Genomic DNA, 18,275 nt, shown 5'->3' with positions numbered 1-18,275 from the left:
ATTAATCTTAACTTATTTATTTCTTAAATGATGCACTAAAGCCTGCAAGCCCAGTAAGTAACTTTGCACACCAAAACCACTTATTTGTCCAATGGCTACAGGAGCGATGAAAGAATGGTGGCGGAAGACTTCCCGGCAATAAATATTGCTCAGATGGACTTCTACTGTAGGTAGGTTAACACCAGCGATCGCATCCCGCAAAGCCACACTAGTATGGGTGTAAGCTCCAGCATTAATTAAAATTCCCTGATGTTTTCCTAAAGCCCCATGAATATTGTCTACCAAAACTCCCTCATGATTTGACTGCACGGGAATCACTTTCGCCTGAAACTTCAAAGCTTCTTCTTCTAACAAGCGATTAATTTCAGCCAGCCCCAAGGAACCATAAATTCCTGGTTCTCGCTGTCCTAGTAAATTTAGATTTGGCCCGTGCAGCACTAAAATGCTGATTAGTGGCGAAGATGAGTTCAATTTCTGTGAGCTGCTTAACGACGACGTGTTCGTTCATGTACAGGAATCGGAATTAGTTCCGCTTCCGGCTCGCATTCTGGCCCTAATAGGCCTTCAATGAGCTTGCGTGCCAACGCTTTCAGCTTTTCTAGCACTTTATCTATATAGTCCATTGAACTGATCGCTCCTGAGATACTACCTCAATATTTTGACTAACAGCTACGCAGAACTCGCGTACTTGGGCTGATACAAACTGACTAATTCTGAAAGTGAGCTACTTTGAGAATTTAGAGTTGTGTTCCCCCCTACTTTTTAGAGTATCACATTACAAACGTACAAAATGGCATTTCATTCATCATGGTTATTCGTCATCGAGAGCCAAAAGTCCAGAGTCAGCAAGTTTAACAACCACTATGGACTTTTGAATCTTGACTGTACCAATTTCAGATTTTAGATTGTAGATTGTTTTTTTGGTTCACGCCCTGCCCCTATGCCTGTTCATAAATCTAAAGTACTCGCGGCGCTATGCTTCGCCAACGTCAATCTAAAATACTCGCTATGCTTCGCCAACGTCAATCTAAAATCCCAAATTGTTTGACCTTCATTAACCTTCGGCATCATTTTTTTTAGTGCTGGTTTTAGATGATTTAGCAGTGGACTTAGATCGGGAAGTAGGTGATTTAGTTGTTTTGCGAGTAGTTTTTTTGGTAGATGCTTTAGTGGCTAATAATTCTAAGGCTGTAGATAGTGTGACATCTTCTACCGATTGACCTTCAGGGATGCTCACATTAATTTTGCCGTGCTTGATATAAGGGCCATAAGGGCCATCATAAATATTCACGGGCGTACCTTCGTCGGGGTGCATACCCAATTCGCGTAAAGCTGCCTTAGACTTACTACTGCTGGAACCACGTCCCTTTTTCGGTTCGGCTAATAACTCCAATGCTCGTTCCAGGGAAACTGTCAGCACATTATCAGCAGCTTTCAGAGAGCGATAGTCTTTGCCTTCCTTACCTTGGTCATGAACAACGTAAGGGCCAAAACGCCCCAAATTGGCTTGAATTTTCTTACCTGTGTCTGGATGTACTCCCAATGTCCGGGGTAGCGCCAAAAGACCCACAGCCAGCTCTAATGTGACATTTTCAGGAGTGACACCTTTAGGTAGAGAAGTTTGTTTGGGTTTGGGATTTTCTTCGGTTTTGTCACCCAACTGCACATAAGGGCCGTAAGTACCAATTTTGAGATAAATTGGTTCCCCCGTTTCCGGATGCCGACCTACCTGGTCAGGTCCCACTGTTTTTTGCCGCAGCAGCACTTCTACCTGTTTCGGGTCAAGGTCAGATGGTGTCAGGTCTTTAGGAATTGAGGCAGTAACCACAGTGCCATCATTATCAACTTCAATGTAGGGGCCATATTTGCCAATACGGACTTTGGCATCTAAATTTTCCAGTAATACCGTTCTGGCTTGACCAGCATCAATTTGACTTTCCTGTTCTTTGACTAAAGTTTCTAAACCTTTGTCTCCCAGATAAAACTCCCGTAAATAGGGCAACCATTTAGCTTCGCCTGTGGCAATGTCATCTAAGGTTTGTTCCATCTTGGAGGTGAAACTAGGGTCTACAACATCTGGGAAATGTTTTTCTAGGAGGTTGGTGACGGCAAAAGCTGTGAAGGTCGGAATCAAGGCATTACTCACCAATTGGGCGTAACCCTTATCAATGATTGTGCCGATGATGCTGGCGTAGGTACTAGGACGACCAATGCCTTCACTTTCTAAGGTTTTTACTAGAGTAGCTTCGGTATATCTCGCTGGTGGTTGGGTTTCGTGACCCACGGCTTCTAAATCAGTACATTTTGGATGATCGCCCACTTTCAAACTGGGCAAAATTACTTCCTGATCTTCTAAAGCCGCATCTGGATCATCTGAACCTTCAACGTAAGCGCGCAAGAAGCCGGGAAAATCAATCCGCTTACCAGAAGCACGAAAGCCAGCATCTTCTACTTGCAATTGGACGCTAATTTGGGTTTGCCGAGAGTCAGCCATTTGACTGGCTACAGTCCGCTTCCAAATCAAGTCATAAAGCGCAAGTTCCCGGCCACTTAAACCAGTTTCTTGGGGAGTACGGAAAGTACTACCCGCCGGGCGAATGGCTTCGTGGGCTTCTTGTGCGCCTTTCGATTTGGTGGTGTATTGCCGTGGTTGGGGGCTGAGGTAGTTTTTACCATAAAGTTGTTCTACACAGCTACGAGCTGCTGCGATCGCCTGATCAGACAAATGCACTGAATCTGTACGCATATAGGTGATATACCCTTGCTCATACAAATTCTGGGCAGTTCGCATTGTGTCTCTAGCTGAGAGACGCAGTTTGCGGTTGGATTCTTGTTGCAGTGTGGAAGTAGTAAAGGGTGGCGCAGGTTTACGCGTTACAGGGCGTTCATCGATGCTGTTAACATTCCAGGTTTTCCCGGTCAAACGTTCCTGGAGCGCTACAGCTTGCTCTTCGTTGAGCAACAAGACATTGCGCCCGGCGGTAATTTGTCCGGTGGCGGCATCAAAATCGCTACCAGTGGCGACTTTAGTTCCTCCCAGTGTGGTCAATTGGGCGGCAAAGGGAATTTTTTCCTGCACCAAGCTAGCTTTTAAATCCCAATATGTACCTTCATGGAAGGCGCGGCGTTGGCGTTCCTTTTTGACTAAAAGTCGCACAGCCACAGATTGCACTCGCCCAGCAGATAATCCCCAGGCGATTTTTTTCCACAGCAGGGGAGACAAGGTATAGCCCACCAATCGATCCAAAATGCGCCGTGTTTCTTGGGCGCGAACTAACTGCTCATCAATATTGCGGCAGTTTTTCAAAGCTTTTTTAATAGCTTCTTGAGTAATTTCGTGAAACACCATCCGCTTAGTCGGAACTTTCGGCTTCAGCAACTGGTATAAATGCCAACTGATGCTTTCACCTTCCCGGTCTTCGTCAGTTGCCAGAATCAGTTCATCAACACCTTTGAGGGCATCTTTGAGCTGGGTAACAACTTTCTTTTTGTCTTTGGGGACAACATACACCGGTTCAAAGTCTGCGTCTACATTGACCCCCAGCTGCGCCCACCGTTCCGCTTTTACAGAGGCGGGAATTTCACTAGCCGATTGGGGTAGGTCACGGACATGACCCATAGACGCTTCCACCTGATAGTCTTTTGGCAGGTAGTTGCGAATGGTACGAGCTTTGGTCGGAGATTCGACGATGACGAGAGTTGACATGGAAATTTCCAGAAAAAGAGTAGCTTTGAAGCTAAAAAGTAGAGTTGAGTTAATTTCGGTGAAATGTCAAGATAAAACGTCACGCTGAGGGCTGTGATTTTATCCTTACACAAACTGCCCAAAAGGGAGAAAATTCTCTCAACTTTAAGTGCTGTGCTGCTTTTGAAAATGGAGAAGCAACCTTTGAGAGTCAATTGCCAGTTATTTCCATCTTTAACTTATCTCAGGCACAATTGGCGAATACAGTTTCCACAATACCCTTCCAAAGCAGCCGGGAGTAAGAAGACCCAGAGGGCGCTTATACTGGGTAACAATTCAAGCGCCCTAAAAGGGCAGGGCTTTGTAAACCGGCTCCTTACCCAAAGCAGCGTTAAGGAATCCTCAGACTTGAGAACGAGGAGGTATGTCAACCAATTGTCCTCGTGCTTCGGCTAAAGGATAAAATCGGAATACTGTTTGTAAAAAGGCTGCTGCTGCTTTTAGTTCTGTTGTTCTTGCAGGTTGCCATTGGTAGGGAAAACAAAAAATATACTTTACTAAATTTCTAGTTTGCAGTAAAGAAAGCCCAATAAATTCTAATCCTAAATAAACTTGTTCGTCTTGCTGAAAGTTTCTCACAATTCTTACCATAGTACCTGTGTCTGTGAGGTCAGGTATATACAATTTAGCTGTTTTTGGCAATTGCGATAGTTGTATACTTTCTGGAACTTGAATCAATGCGCCTCCCTCTGATAGATTAATAGTTTTTACAGGTACAGTTTCAGTGGCTAAATCCAATTGACAATTCAAGTTATGTGGAAATCTTAAAAATCTGCGTTCTTGGGGAATTTCAATTGTTGCTTGAATACAGACACTTAATAAAGCCAAATTATAAAAACTCCAAATTAAAGTAATTACTAAACTAGCAATTTCATCAGATGGATCAGCAATTCCGCCTAAGTGCCGGAATCCACCAATAAAGTAGGCAATGGCAGTTAATATCAGAGGTATTCCTAATTGTAAATTTATAGTAATTTTCGATAAAACTACACCTTTGGGAGTAACTTTAAATCTACCTTTAAATGGAGAAATCAAAGTTCTACATACAGCTATAGTCACGGGAAAACACATCAAAATATCAAAAACATCAGACCAAATAATTGAACGTAAGCCACCATTGAGCCAATTAAAAATACATAAATTAAATATATAATAAGGAAGAAAAAACATTAAAATGCCGGGAATGGTGGGATTGATCGCATAAATATCAAAAATTAATGAGAAAGCTGGCAGGAGTAAATAAAATAACCGTGTAATCGCAGTACACCAAAAAATGATGGCAGAGAAATGGACCAGACGCTGGGTTAAATTCAGTCCTGGGTTAAAGAGAGGCGGATTTTCAGGACAAAATAGTAATTGTAAATTTCCCTGCGCCCACCGGAGTTTTTGATTAATATAAGCAGAGATATTTTCTGGTGCAGCCCCAGCAGAAATTACCTCATTTAAATAAATAACTTTATAGCCTAAACTGATCAGTTTCATTGATGTGTAAAAATCTTCAGTAATGCTTTGAGTAGGAATCCCACCGATTTCTCCTAATGCACTGCGACGAATGATAAATGATGTCCCAGAACATAAAGGAGAATCTAGCGCATCTCTACCGGCTTCCATATACTGAAAGGATAAATCCACATCATTACTAATGAGATGGTCAACTTTTAAATTTACTAAAAAGGAAGAAGTGTTATAAAAGTTTTGCGGTGTTTGTACTAATGCAACTTGGGGATTTTGGAAAAAACCAGCCGTGCGTTCTAAAAAGTTGTGCGCTGGGACGAAATCAGCATCAAAAATAGTAATTAATTCTCCTGATGTCAATTTTAAAGCATGATTTAAATTACCTGCTTTAGCATGGGATCTGTCAACTCGCTCAATATAGAAACAGCCTAAATATTTGGATAGTTTTTCAATTTCTGGACGACAACCATCATCTAAAAGGTAAATCTTTTTCTGAGGATAGTTGATGGATTGACAGCCGATGACTGTCCGGGTCAAAATATCTATAGATTCATTGTAAGTGGGAATTAAAATATCAATTGATGGTTGATAAGTACCGTTAATAATGGCTTGTGAGAAATGGTCTGCTGCTTGAGAGCGATCGCGCACTTGCACAGTTTGAGCATAAAAACTGATAGTGCTGATATAATTAAGTAGCTCTGCTAAAAAAAATAACACACTCAAACAGCCAATCCAAACATTAGCTAAATACAAAGTACCGAGTAAACGCCAAATTATATATTGTGTCACCAAAGTAATAGCAATTATCGCCGCTATTAATCGACTCCAAAACCCCGGTTGAGGAGAAAAATATTGCAGCAACATGGCAGCTATGATACTTAAAAGACTAGGTAAACATATTTGCCAAATTCCTACTTCTGTTGGTGAGAAGAAATTGTTACCTATTTCTAGCCAAGTCATCAACTCAATGTCTAATTCTAACCAGTCTATTTCTAAACCAAAAACAATCAGCCAAACTACTATCAAGAAAGTTAAACTAAATAGCCATAAACCTTTTAATTCCATTCAACTACCTTTCCTATTACCAAAGCGAGGAATAATTACTTCAACGCTGCGCCCCACATAACAAAAATCTTGGGAGTTCGCCGGTTCTGACCATTCTACCCCTATTCTTAAAGCTACTTGACGCTTAGGCAAATCTTGGAGCAAACCAACTACATCTTCCCCAGCGTTCATGCGTCCAACTCCAGCACGAATAGCTAAAATTTCACCTTTCCATCGACGCTGACGTTCTCCCAACAATTTGATTTTTACAGACATTCCTGGTGTTAATTTAGCCGCATTTTGTTCGGGAACTAAAGCTTCGACCCAACGGTTTTCACAGTTAACCATTGACAAAATAACTTCATTAGTTTCTAAATATTCACCTGTGCGAGATTTAACTGACCAAATTGTGCCACCAATAGAGGATTTAATATCTGCGAAAGAATCTATTTTAAATTGTGTCTCAATTTTGCTTAATTCATTTTTAATTGCGTCAATCTCTCCATTTAAACCTAATATTTTTTGCTGAGTTGATATTAGTTCTTTGGCTAAATCTTGTTGATGTATTAGCAGTTGTTGTTGACGATTTTCTGTGTCGCTGATTCTCAGCATAAAGTTAATTTGTACAGATGACAAATTAGCTTGATTTATTTCTAATTGATTTAAAGTTTGTTGATATGCTTCTGAACCTTTGTTAACATTTTCTTGGGATTGTTTAGCCAGGGATGTTAGCTTTTCAGCTTGACTAATAGAAATCACTCCGTCTTCTGCTAATTGTTGATAACGTTGTGCTTCTTTTTGGGCGATTGCAGCTTCTTCTTTTTGCCTTTTTAATTCTGAATAGGATTGATTAATATTTCTTTTAGTTTGTGCTAGTTCTAAGTTCCTTTGTTTATTTTGTAATTTTTTCTGAGTTTCAATTTGTACATCATATTTTTGGATTCTTTGATTAATCTGAGCTAAAATATCTTCATAAGTATTAGCTTGTTGGGAAAAACTAATTAAGGATTTTTGAGCAGTTGCTAATTGAGTTTTTAATTCTTCTCTACGTAAAATTAAAGTATTGGCTCTAGGATTTGTCACTGCACCTAAAGGTGTATTAGCTTCCACCCATTCACCAGGAAGATAGTTATTTAATTGCAAGTTCCCCGCAATTGGCGCACGAATATAAGTTAAATCGCTGTTAATATAAGCTCGACTACTACGAATACTCAGAATATTCTGGACTAGAAATGTCAAAGAAAATCCCATTACACCCAGGGCTAAAAGTAATCGTGTGGATTTAAAAAAGCTGGTGCGTTCGGGTATGGGAAAAGGAAGTAATTTAAGTTTAAAAAACACTGTATGCAATGATTTACTTCAAACAGACTATATACATTTTTGAGCGATGGCTGAAATTAACTGAAAATTTAGATGCAAAGACGTTCCTCGGAACGTCTCTACAAGTAAAATTTAAGCAGAAATGACGCTTAGATCAACTCTGAAAACTAGGTCATTGTAATCTCCATCGCCACCATTGGGTAAGTCTTCAAATCCAAAGTAGTTATTTCCTAATAGACGCAAATGGTCAACTTTATCTGCATTTGCTCCCAGATAGGGGAAGTAAATATCAGGGTTATTACTGGAATTATTATCTAACAGTTGTTCAACTGTGCCATTGCTGACGATAAAAGGTGCTAAAATTTGACCTCCTTGGAGTTCAATATTAATTGTTTTTTGTGACCGATTATCGGCTTGTAATGTGAGGTTAGTCAATCGTTGTTGCAAAGCTACTTCAGTATAACGAGCATCTCCTGGATTCACTAAAGCGCCAAATTGATCACGGACAGCACCTTGAGAATTTTCCACTACATACAGTCCTGCGACATTATTAAAACTAGCTTCGCGCCAGACTGTAAAAGTAGCAGCTAAAGTTTGCCCTGTAAAGGCGCGTAAATCAATTACTTCACTTTGATATTCACCTTGTAAGGCTGTACCAATTGGGGCGTTAGTGTTAGTAATTTGTAGGTCTAGTTGGAAATTATTAAAGTTTTGGTTATTACCTGTAATTTGATCTTGCCAAGCTAGGGTAAAACGATTATTGCTTAATTCTTTAGCTTTGAGGGCGCTAAATTCTCCATTACTATTAACTGCGTTGCCCAAAAGTACGCGATCGCTCTTGCCAGCAATCACGGAATCAGTGGTACTATTCTGTACTAAGTAAAATTGTAGGCGATCGCCTGCATTAAAACTCAATTGCCGAACTGAGGAAATCTGCGGAAACAGGTTATTACTCAAAGCTGAGAAAATTACTTTCGCAGGTTGGGGACGATTAGGACTCAATGCAGCTTCCAAGTATCCGGGATTTCCTGGTAGCAAACCATTAACTCTACCCTGTTCATCATCAACAACAAAAACACCTATTTCGTTGACTTGATTACTATTAACTTGGGTGACATTAAATTCTATTTGGACTTGATTTACCCCAACAACTGTAAACAAGTTATTAGTGGCTGTAAGTTTTGGTATTTCTACGGGATCAGGTATTGGTGCTACTACCTGCACGTTGATGTTAGCACCAGTTGTAAACCCAAATTCATCTCTGAATTCATAAGAAAATGTATCATTTCCCGTAAAATCTGCCTGGGGATTGTAGGTAATGAAATCATCTTCAATATCATCAGGTGTATTATTATCATTGAGTTCGGCTGTACCTTGACTGGGCAGACTATTCAGCACAAAAGTAAAAGCCGATTGATCTACGTTTTGGTCATTTGCGAGTAGATCCTTGACCTTAATTTCAACAGGTGTATTGGTAGTTGTACTTACCTGATCATCTGTAGGAATTGGTAAATTACTTTCTCCGGTTACTTCTACGGTAACTGTGGCTGTGTCGCTGGTAGTACCATCAGTTAAGGTGTAAGTAAAAGTATCTATGACGACATCACCAGGAATAATGTTTTTAGGCGCTGTGTAGATCAGGGTATCATCGCCATTTTTGGTAATTATTCCCCCAAGGGTACTGATAGCTTGGAAACTCTGGAGGGTGCGAGTGCCATTGCTGCTGATGTCATTATTGAGAACAAATATTTCTATAGGCGTGTTTTCCGTTGTGCTAACTTGGTCGTTAATAGCATCCAAGCTAGAGGCTTCATAGCTGCCTATATCTACTGTGTTATCAACAATTCTGTCTGCATGGCGTTGATCTGTAGTCAGGTTAGCAACTGCGCCATTAGCACCAGCATTCAGAGCCGGACTACCATTAACTAAAGCATGAGTTTGAGTTTTACCACCGTTGTTTTCTAGAACTGGGTTTAAGACTTGATTGATGTTACTTATTCCAGTGCTGGCAAAGGTTTGATCGCCTGTAGCTGTAAAAACACCCGCAGAATCAACACCGATAAAGTTATTACCTTGGCTGACATAAACGACTGGTTCACCATCAAAACCGGGATTCATGTCTGGCCCTAGTCCACTTAAATCCTGATTTCCAGCAACGAGGCTATTTTGGAACTGGACGACAGATAAACCACCTTCTTGGTTATAAATACCGCCACCCATACCATCGGGTTGATTGTTAGCGTTAGCAGTATTCAGGGTAATGGTGGTATTTAACAGCTTTGTTAAACCTGCGGTTTGGAAAATCCCACCACCGTTATCATTAGCTGTGTTGCCACTGATTGTACTGTTGGTGAGGTTGAGAATACCTCCGTTGTTGTTAGAGATACCGCCGCCATCATCTCCAGCCGTGTTATTGCTAATAGTGCTGCCAGTAATATTCAGGGTGCTACTTGTGCTAAAGATACCACCGCCTTCGTCTTGGGCAGTGTTATTACTAATGGTAGAATTTTGCAAATTTAAGGTGGCGCTTGCTAAGGCGATCGCCCCACCAATCCCAGCAAAGTTATCAGTGCGATCAGCCAGAGCAATATTTTCAGTCAGGGTACTATCAATTACTGTCAAATTAGCATTGTTAGCAGCATAGATAGCTCCCCCACCATTATCAGCCCGGTTGCCTGTGAAAGCGCTTTGAGTGATTGTTGTATTGCCGTTAACAAACAGCGCCCCACCTTCTCTATCTGCTAAATTACCAGTAAAGGTACTGCTAGTTATAGTTGTAGATGCGGCAGAATTTGCTAGACCATTGTTATAAATTGCCCCGGCTTGGTCGCCGCCATCATTTCCTGTGAAGGTGCTATTAGTAACAGTTAAAGGACCAGCATTATTGAAAATAGCGCCGCCTATTCCGCCAACTGCATTACGGATAAACTGGCTGTTGGTAACTGTCACCACCCCTTCCCCACGGTCGTTGGAGAAGCCGTTATAGATAGCACCACCCTGATCTTTAGCAAAGTTGTTAATAAACTTTGTGTTGTTGATAGTCAGAGTGGCTTGGTAGCTAGTATTACCATCGGCTGGATTAGCGACACTAAAACCAGAATTAGCCGCATTGAGAATCGCCCCACCGATGGTTTTGCTGTTGTTATCGCGGAATACAGCATCATTGATGATTAAATTACCTTCGTTGCGAATTGCTGCACCCTGATCTGCTCCAATTGAACCAGGAATACTTTGCTCAACTCCATCTGCTCCCTCTGCGATGGTTAAGCCACTCAGTTCTAAAGTAGATCCGCGTCCGACAGAGAAAATACGTGAAGCATTATTTCCACTGATTGTCAGATTATCTGCTCCCGTCCCCACAATTTTGACGTTATTTGGCAACCAGCGACCAATTAATAATTGACCTTGGGTGAGAGTAATTGTCTGGGGGCTGGTTTGGGGAAGATTAAAGCCGATAATCCAATTACCAGCTTCAGAAGTTGCCATTTGCACAGCTTCCCGCAAGGAAAGTTTGCCATCATCAGGATTAATGCTGTCTTCTGTAGTTGTCACCAATAAGACATTACTGGCAACATTAATTTCAACCTCAGCAGTGCCAAACCCTCCTTTGCCATCGGTGAAAGAATAGATAAAGGTATCTGTACCTTGGAACCCATCTTCAGGAGTGTAGGTAACAAAGGCGTTGGCTGTTCCCCCATTTTCAATAATTGCTGTTCCCTGTTGGGGATTGAATACAATTCCTAATACTCGTATTTCGTCGCCGTTGGCATCTGTGTCATTATTAACCGGGTTAAAGCTGATAGCTGTATTAATTGAGGCAAATAAAGAATCATTAACTCCCGTTGGAGCTTGATTTACTGCATTGCTATTGACGGATATTGTCACCGTCTGGATGCCATCAGCATCTGTATAGTTAAAGCTATCAATCGCTTCTTGATCTATTCCCAGATTAGTTAAACTTTCCCCAGGTTTGTAGGTAAAGTAGCCTGTACCATGATTGATCACAGTACCACCGAGTTTAGTGGCGATTTCTGATGATGCTATGACTGTGGTTGAGCCAGAATTGAAAGTTACAGCTTGATTACTCTGAGTTGTAGCGATGGGTTCAGCCAAACTATCCTGAAATTCTATCGCCCCAATATCAACTACATAATTAGTGATGCGGGTTTGTCTGGTTATAGGTGCATAGGCGTTATTACCAGCATCCACCAAAGGACTATTAGGTAATAAGGCATGGGTCAGGGGAGAACCAGGAGTAGCACCATTTTGAGCTAAGGTAAGATTGAGCAGTTGGTTAATATTGGTGATGCCGGTAGTGGCAAAGGTCTGATCTGTGGACTCTTTAAACTCTCCGACACTATCCACACCAATAAAGTTGTTACCCCGACTAATATAGATACTACCGCCATCAACATCAGGTGCAGAGTTTCCTTGATTACCGGCAATGATTGTATTAGCTATTTTGGCGGTGGAGTTATCATTAAACAGTCCGCCTCCTGTGCCTGTGCCATCTGTGTCAGCATCGGCGATGTTTTGAACTAAGGTGCTGTTAGTCAGGGTGAGTTTAGTATTGCTTTGGAAAATCCCCCCACCAGAATCTTTGGCTTGGTTAGCACTAAAAGTAGAATTGGTAATACGGGATAGGGTATTGCTAGTATAAACACCGCCTCCTGTTTCGCCAGAGGTATTATTGCTAATGGTGCTATGAGAAAGGGTAAAGGTGCTAGAACCTTGCTGATAAATGCCACCACCAGAACTATTAGCTGTATTACCATCAACTGTAGTATTGGCGAGGGATAAGACACCAGAGTTACTAGCTATACCACCACCTGTCCCACTGGCAGTATTATTGAGTAAGCGACTATCTTCAGCAACCAAAACTGAGTTACGCGAATTTAAAAGAACTGCACCTCCATCTCCTTGGGTTGCAGCATTATTGTTAAAGGTATTATTGACGGAATTAACACGACTATCACCATCAATATATATAGCGCCACCGCCGTTAATACCTGTATTTTCTGTTAAGGTGCTATCGGTCAGGGTGAGGGAGTAGGGATAACTATCGTAGCGGTTTCCATTTGAGAGAGCGATCGCACCTCCTCTATTGTTAGCGGTATTCTTTGTAAAGGTACTATTGTTGATAAATGCGATCGCATCTAATTGAATCGCTCCACCTTGATTTTCTCCGGTGTTGTTATTAAAGCTGCTATCGTTAATAGTCAAAAATGGACTACCATCATTTCTCCGGTGGTAAATCGCCCCACCACCACCGATAGTAGCTTGGTTATTTGCGAAGTTGACTCGATTAACTGTTAGGTTTCCCGCATTTTCGATTGCACCACCTTGACTAGCTACCCCATTACTCAGGGTTAAATCTTGGATGATAACTTGAGGTAAGGGACGATTAGGAACACTGGGAACTTCAGGATCACTAAATGAGCTATCAACTTTAAATAAACGAGTAGTTCCACCACCATCAATGGTTAAGTTATCTACTCCTGTTCCCAAAATCTGGATATTGCTACTCAGAACAATTTCACTACCCAAAGTGATGCTATGGGAACCAGCACCCAAGTCAAATTCAATGACTACATCTCCCACGGTGCGGTTAGCATAATTAATCGCTTCTCGCAGAGTCATCACATCATTATTGATGTTATTGTCATCTGTGTCAGATGTGCTGTTAACGGTCAGTTTTGTAACGATGGTATCTGATTTAGCAACTGGCGGTAGAGCATTATGACTATTATTCAGTTGTGTCCCTGCTGGGGGTAAATTATCAAACTGTCCAGCTTCGTAAGCACCAATATCCACCGTTCCTGTGCGAGTGCGACCCCTTTGATCTGTAGTTAAAGATGTGCTACCAGTATTAAGGGCTGGACTACCCTGGACAAGAGCATGAGTTGGGATAGCACCAGAAAGGTTAGGAGCAAGTACCTGGGAAATGTCTGTAATTCCAGCACTGGCAAAGGTGCGATCAGTGGAATTGAGGAAGAAGCCATTGGTAGTTGTGCGGCGGTCTATACCAATTAAATTATTACCCTCACTCAAAAATGCTGAGGTGTCGCTAGTAAAGCTTGATTGTCCAACATCTGGGGCAATGCCACTATAGTCAATATTTCCGGCAATTATGCTATTGCGGACTGTAACTGCGGGTGTATCGCCAAAGAAGGATGAACTAGTGTATATACCCCCACCAAAGCCCCGGAAGTCTCGATCAGCATTGCCAATATTAAAAGCAACGGTGACACTATCCAGATGCAAATTACCACCGCTAAGGAGAGCAATCCCACCACCATTATTCGCTGCTTGATTGTAGCTAATGGTAGTATTGTTAATGTTGGCTGTGCTACTAATAATCGCTATACCACCGCCCTGTTCATCAGCAGTATTGCTGTAAATACTACTTTGGCTGATGTTAATATCGCCAAGACTAAATATTGCACCGCCTTCTTTTTGGGCGTAGTTATGGTTGAGAACGCTGTTAGTCAGGTTTAAAGAACCATTGGAGTTGGCGATCGCACCTCCCACAGCAGCAATATCTTGCCGATCTGCTACAGCCCGGTTATAGCTAAACTGACTATCGGTGACAGTCAGATTTTTGGTGTTGAAAACTGCACCACCAGCATTATCAGCCCGGTTATACAGAAACTTGCTACCTGTTAAACTGGCAGTTCCATAGTTAAAGATTGCCCCACCTTCTCTATCCGCTAGGTTGTGTGAAAAAGTACCGCCTGTAACCGTTAAAACTGCTTGGTCAGTGAAATTGTTATAAATTGCCCCGGCTTGATCACCACCAAAGTTACGAATAAAATTGGTGTCAGTAATGGTCAATTCACCACGATTGTTAAAAATTGCCCCACCAATGGCCTTGGCTCGGTTTTGCTCAAAGCTACTATTATTAATGGTGACGATGCCACCATCACCTGTAAAGCCGTTGTAAATTGCCCCACCTTGGTCTTTGGCAATGTTGTTAATGAAGCGGGTATTATTGATGGTGAGACGACCAACATAGCCTGGTAGACCTTCAGGATCATCAACGCGGCTACCATTGACAATTGCTCCACCTATAGACTCAGAACGATTATCTCTGAGGACACTATCATTAATTTCTACAGTACCATCGTTGCGAATTGCTCCACCTTGACCACCAGGAGAGGTTAAATTGTGGGCGCGGTCTAAACCATTGGCTAAGGTTAAACCATTAATTTGAAGTCTTGCGCCAATATCAACAAAAAACAGCCGTGATTGCTCGTTTCCACTAATAGTCAGTTGATCTGCGCCTAAACCTTGAATGGTAATGTCAACATTGGGGAGAATTTGTAATTGTCCTTGAGTCAGGGTAATTGTTTGTGGCGTTTCTGTACCCAGGTCAAAGCCAATTGTGCCACTACCCAAGTTGTTTAAATGTGCGATCGCTTCTCGTAAAGAAATTACCCCATCATTGGCATCAACCACATCCTCAGTTGTTGTGACTATCACATCAGGAACATCAGGAACATCAGGAACATCAGGAACATCAGTGCCAACATTGACAGTTACAGATGCCCTACTTGTACCGCCATTCCCATCACTTAAAATGTAGCTAAAAGAATCAGTGCCAGTAAACCCATCATTAGGAATATAAGTAACAGTGCTGTTGGGAGTATCTGGATTATTGACGATTACCTGACCGTCGAAAGGTTCAAATTCTATTTCTGTGATTCGCAGGCGATCGCCATCTACATCTGTATCATTTGTTAAAGGATTAAAAGTAATAGATGTGTCAATGTTTGTATTGACGGTATCATTTACTCCTTCAGGGTCTTGATTACTCCCTACTACCTCCACTGTTAAAGTTTGAATCCCATCAGGATCACTGTAGGTAATCGTATCAATCGCTGTTTCGCCCACAGCCAAAGACTGTAAACTGGAGTTGGGAATATATAGAATCTCTCCATTACCTTCATATCTGACTTCAGATCCTAGTTGGGTTTTGGGATTCAGCGCCGTTAAAGAACTAGAATCTGTCTCTATAGTTGTTGAAACATCATCTTCAACGGTAGCCGTAGGAGTAGCCCTAGTGCCTGTAAACTCTACAGCCCCAATATCAACTTTGAAATTGTCAATTCTGGCTTTTCCAGTGGCATCACTCGGCAAATCTAGCCAAGATAGCAAACCCCCATCAATCGCTGCACTATCAGCAACTAACCCATGACTCAATGGTGAACCTACATCCGCACCATTCAATGATAAAGTCGTATCTAGTACCTGATTAATATCAGTAATATTTCCATTGACAAAAGTTATATCAGTCTCTTCTGTAAATTGTTTGACCGTATCCTCACCAATCAGGTTGCCACCTAAACTAATATAAAGCCCTGCACTTCCCCGTGCTACATCAGCATTTTCAGCCGCCTGATTACCCGCAATAATACTATTGCTAACTCGAATCGTGCCACCATCATTAAAAAATCCGCCGCCACGACCGGAACCGCTATGATCACTATCGGCAACGTTGAGAGTAACAGTGCTGTTATAAAGACTGAGTTTACCCTTACTGAAAACCGCCCCTCCATCCCCAGTAGAACGGTTGCCACTCAAGGTACTTTGAATCAGTTCAATATTGCCAAAATTATCATCAAAAATCGCCCCCCCAGCGACAAATTCAGGTGAATCAGCAGCACCACCAGCTTGGTTTTCAGCAAACAAAGTCCGAGTCGCAGTTAAGGGTTTACCAACATTAAAAATTGCCCCTCCTAATGCAGCAGCTTGATTACTTTCCAGGGTGCTATCTGTGAGGCGTAAAATTCCTTGACTGAAAATCGCACCACCGACACCACCGCCACCATTGTCATCCATGACAGCTTGGTTATTTTGGAAGGTGACATGATCAATATTCAGTCGGGAATTTTCATCACTGAAAATACTACCCCCCGCCTGGTCTTTGCCATTGATCAGAGTTAAATGACTGAGGGCTAATTCCTGTTCTTGCCCGATATAAAAATGACGGTTATTATTACCACCATCAAGAATAATATTGGCGGTGCTGCCGCCATCAATAGTGATATTGCCAAAAATCCCCAAATTGCCGTTAATGACGATGGTTTGTGGCTGTGTTCCCAAATCAAACTGAATTAAATGAGCTTCATTTGTATTACCATTGGCGGCATTAATGGCTTCTCGTAGGGTTGTAACACCATTCCCCAAGTCGCCATCATCTGTGTCAGCCGTGCTATTTACCACAAAATTAGCCAAAATTCCTTGATATTTAGCTAATACGTCAGGTTTAAATATAGCTAGGGGAGTAATAGCAGATGTCCTGGTTTCCAGTTGCCAATTACCTCCCAAGGCAGAATTTCCCGTCAAAGTCGTAGAAGCGGCAATTTCCACCTGTAATATCTGATGCAGTTGAGATAAAAACTCTGTTCCCGCATCTCCAGCCGCTACCTGACAACCATAGATGAATAATTCCGCCCCTGGTTTTAAGCAGTCAGCCCATTTTTGTAACCAAAGTTTATACGCTGCGATCGTTGTCAAACTTAATTCTGTATTACCGAGATGCAGGCATCCTGGAGAACCATGACTGATGAGATGAACTTGCTGCCACTCAGAACCTTGTTGCAGACTTTCAGTAATCTTTTTGACACCATCTTGTTGCTGATCTATAACAACTACTTTCACCCCAGACTGCACACCAGCTAACAAATTTAAATAATCTTTGACTTGAGAATCTATAAATATAATTACTGAGGCTTTATTTTGTTTCGACACTGAATTATCTTCTAAAGATGGTACTAAGTCAGTAGTTGAATAATACATAAATAACCTTGTCTCTTCTGCAACATATAACCATTTAGGATTGTATAGTAATTTACTTAATTTTGACAATATCTAAGCACCCAACCCCACACCCTGCCCAATGAACTTTGTTAACAGATGTTGTCCATTGCAAAGAAAATGGATAAAGTCGAGCTAAACCATAGGTGCAAAACTCCACGTGTCTTTGGACCGGGTGCGACCCCTTCGCCAGTCTCCTATTCCAGCTTTTTCTTGATAAAAGTTATGCTAAGATGTCTTTGGAGTAGTTAAGTTCGGCGATACGGATCTTGTTTTTAGTGATAAATGCAAGCGGCTCTCCGGATAAACATCTCTGCATCAATGGATTCTGGAGAGTTTCATGTCAATTTACGTAGGGAACCTATCCTACAGCGTCACAGAAGACGACCTCAGTCAAGTATTTTCCGATTATGGCACTGTTAAGCGAGTTCAATTACCCACAGATAGGGAAACAGGGCGCGCACGGGGTTTTGGTTTCGTAGAAATGGAATCAGAAGCCGCAGAAAATGCTGCGATTGAGGCTTTAGATGGTGCCGAATGGATGGGTCGTGCAATGAAAGTTAATAAAGCTAGACCACGGGAGGATAAAGGTAGCCGTTCTGGTGGTGGATACTCACAACGCTATTAAGTCTCAATGAGTGCTGAGTTCTGAGTGCTGAGTTTTGAGTGCTGAGTGCTGAGTGAAAATCCAAAATATTTCTAAAATTAGCAGTTCAGTAATTCACTGAGCTGCTTACTTGTTGGTCATTGGTCATTAGTCATTGGGAAGTTACCGTCTTCTCCCCCCTGCACCCTGCCTCTTCCCCCCTGCACCCTGCACCCTGCACCCTGCCTCTTCCCCCCTGCACCCTGCCTCTTCCCCCCTGCACCCTGCCTCTTCCCCCCTGCACCC

General features: G+C 41.9%; 7 protein-coding genes. 1 reads left to right on the top strand and 6 read right to left on the bottom strand.

Translation table 11 applies throughout. The features are described 5' to 3' along the window. Positions 1-12 precede the first annotated feature (12 nt). The 6 genes from aroQ to VB654_RS10215 form a co-directional block, all read right to left on the bottom strand. Positions 13-471: a type II 3-dehydroquinate dehydratase gene (gene aroQ, locus VB654_RS10240; RefSeq protein ID WP_323213611.1), complete on the bottom strand. Its 459-nt coding sequence runs from the start codon at positions 469-471 to the stop codon at positions 13-15. Between the two features lie 14 nt (positions 472-485). After that, positions 486-584 carry a DNA topoisomerase I gene (locus VB654_RS10235; protein ID WP_323213644.1) on the bottom strand — a complete coding sequence of 33 codons (99 nt, stop codon included), beginning with the start codon at positions 582-584 and terminating at the stop codon, positions 486-488. 470 nt (positions 585-1,054) lie between these two features. Then, positions 1,055-3,706: a type I DNA topoisomerase gene (gene topA / locus VB654_RS10230; RefSeq protein WP_323213610.1), complete on the bottom strand. Its 2,652-nt coding sequence runs from the start codon at positions 3,704-3,706 to the stop codon at positions 1,055-1,057. A gap of 381 nt (positions 3,707-4,087) precedes the next feature. Further along, positions 4,088-6,265: a glycosyltransferase family 2 protein gene (locus VB654_RS10225; RefSeq protein WP_323213609.1), complete on the bottom strand. Its 2,178-nt coding sequence runs from the start codon at positions 6,263-6,265 to the stop codon at positions 4,088-4,090. Further along, positions 6,266-7,585: an HlyD family secretion protein gene (locus tag VB654_RS10220; protein WP_323213608.1), complete on the bottom strand. Its 1,320-nt coding sequence runs from the start codon at positions 7,583-7,585 to the stop codon at positions 6,266-6,268. Between the two features lie 111 nt (positions 7,586-7,696). Next, positions 7,697-17,365: a DUF4347 domain-containing protein gene (locus tag VB654_RS10215; protein ID WP_323213607.1), complete on the bottom strand. Its 9,669-nt coding sequence runs from the start codon at positions 17,363-17,365 to the stop codon at positions 7,697-7,699. Positions 17,366-17,723: 358 nt separating this feature from the next. Here VB654_RS10215 and VB654_RS10210 point away from each other — a divergent pair, with 358 nt between their 5' ends. Continuing rightward, positions 17,724-18,011, top strand: a complete 288-nt coding sequence (locus VB654_RS10210; protein ID WP_323213606.1) for an RNA-binding protein — start codon at positions 17,724-17,726, stop codon at positions 18,009-18,011. The last annotated feature ends 264 nt before the right edge of the window (positions 18,012-18,275 follow it).

This window comes from Nodularia sp. UHCC 0506 (assembly GCF_034931045.1).
GTDB lineage: Bacteria > Cyanobacteriota > Cyanobacteriia > Cyanobacteriales > Nostocaceae > Nodularia.
Note: the sequence above shows the minus strand (reverse complement) of the source record. Positions and strands in the feature narration are given on the sequence as shown.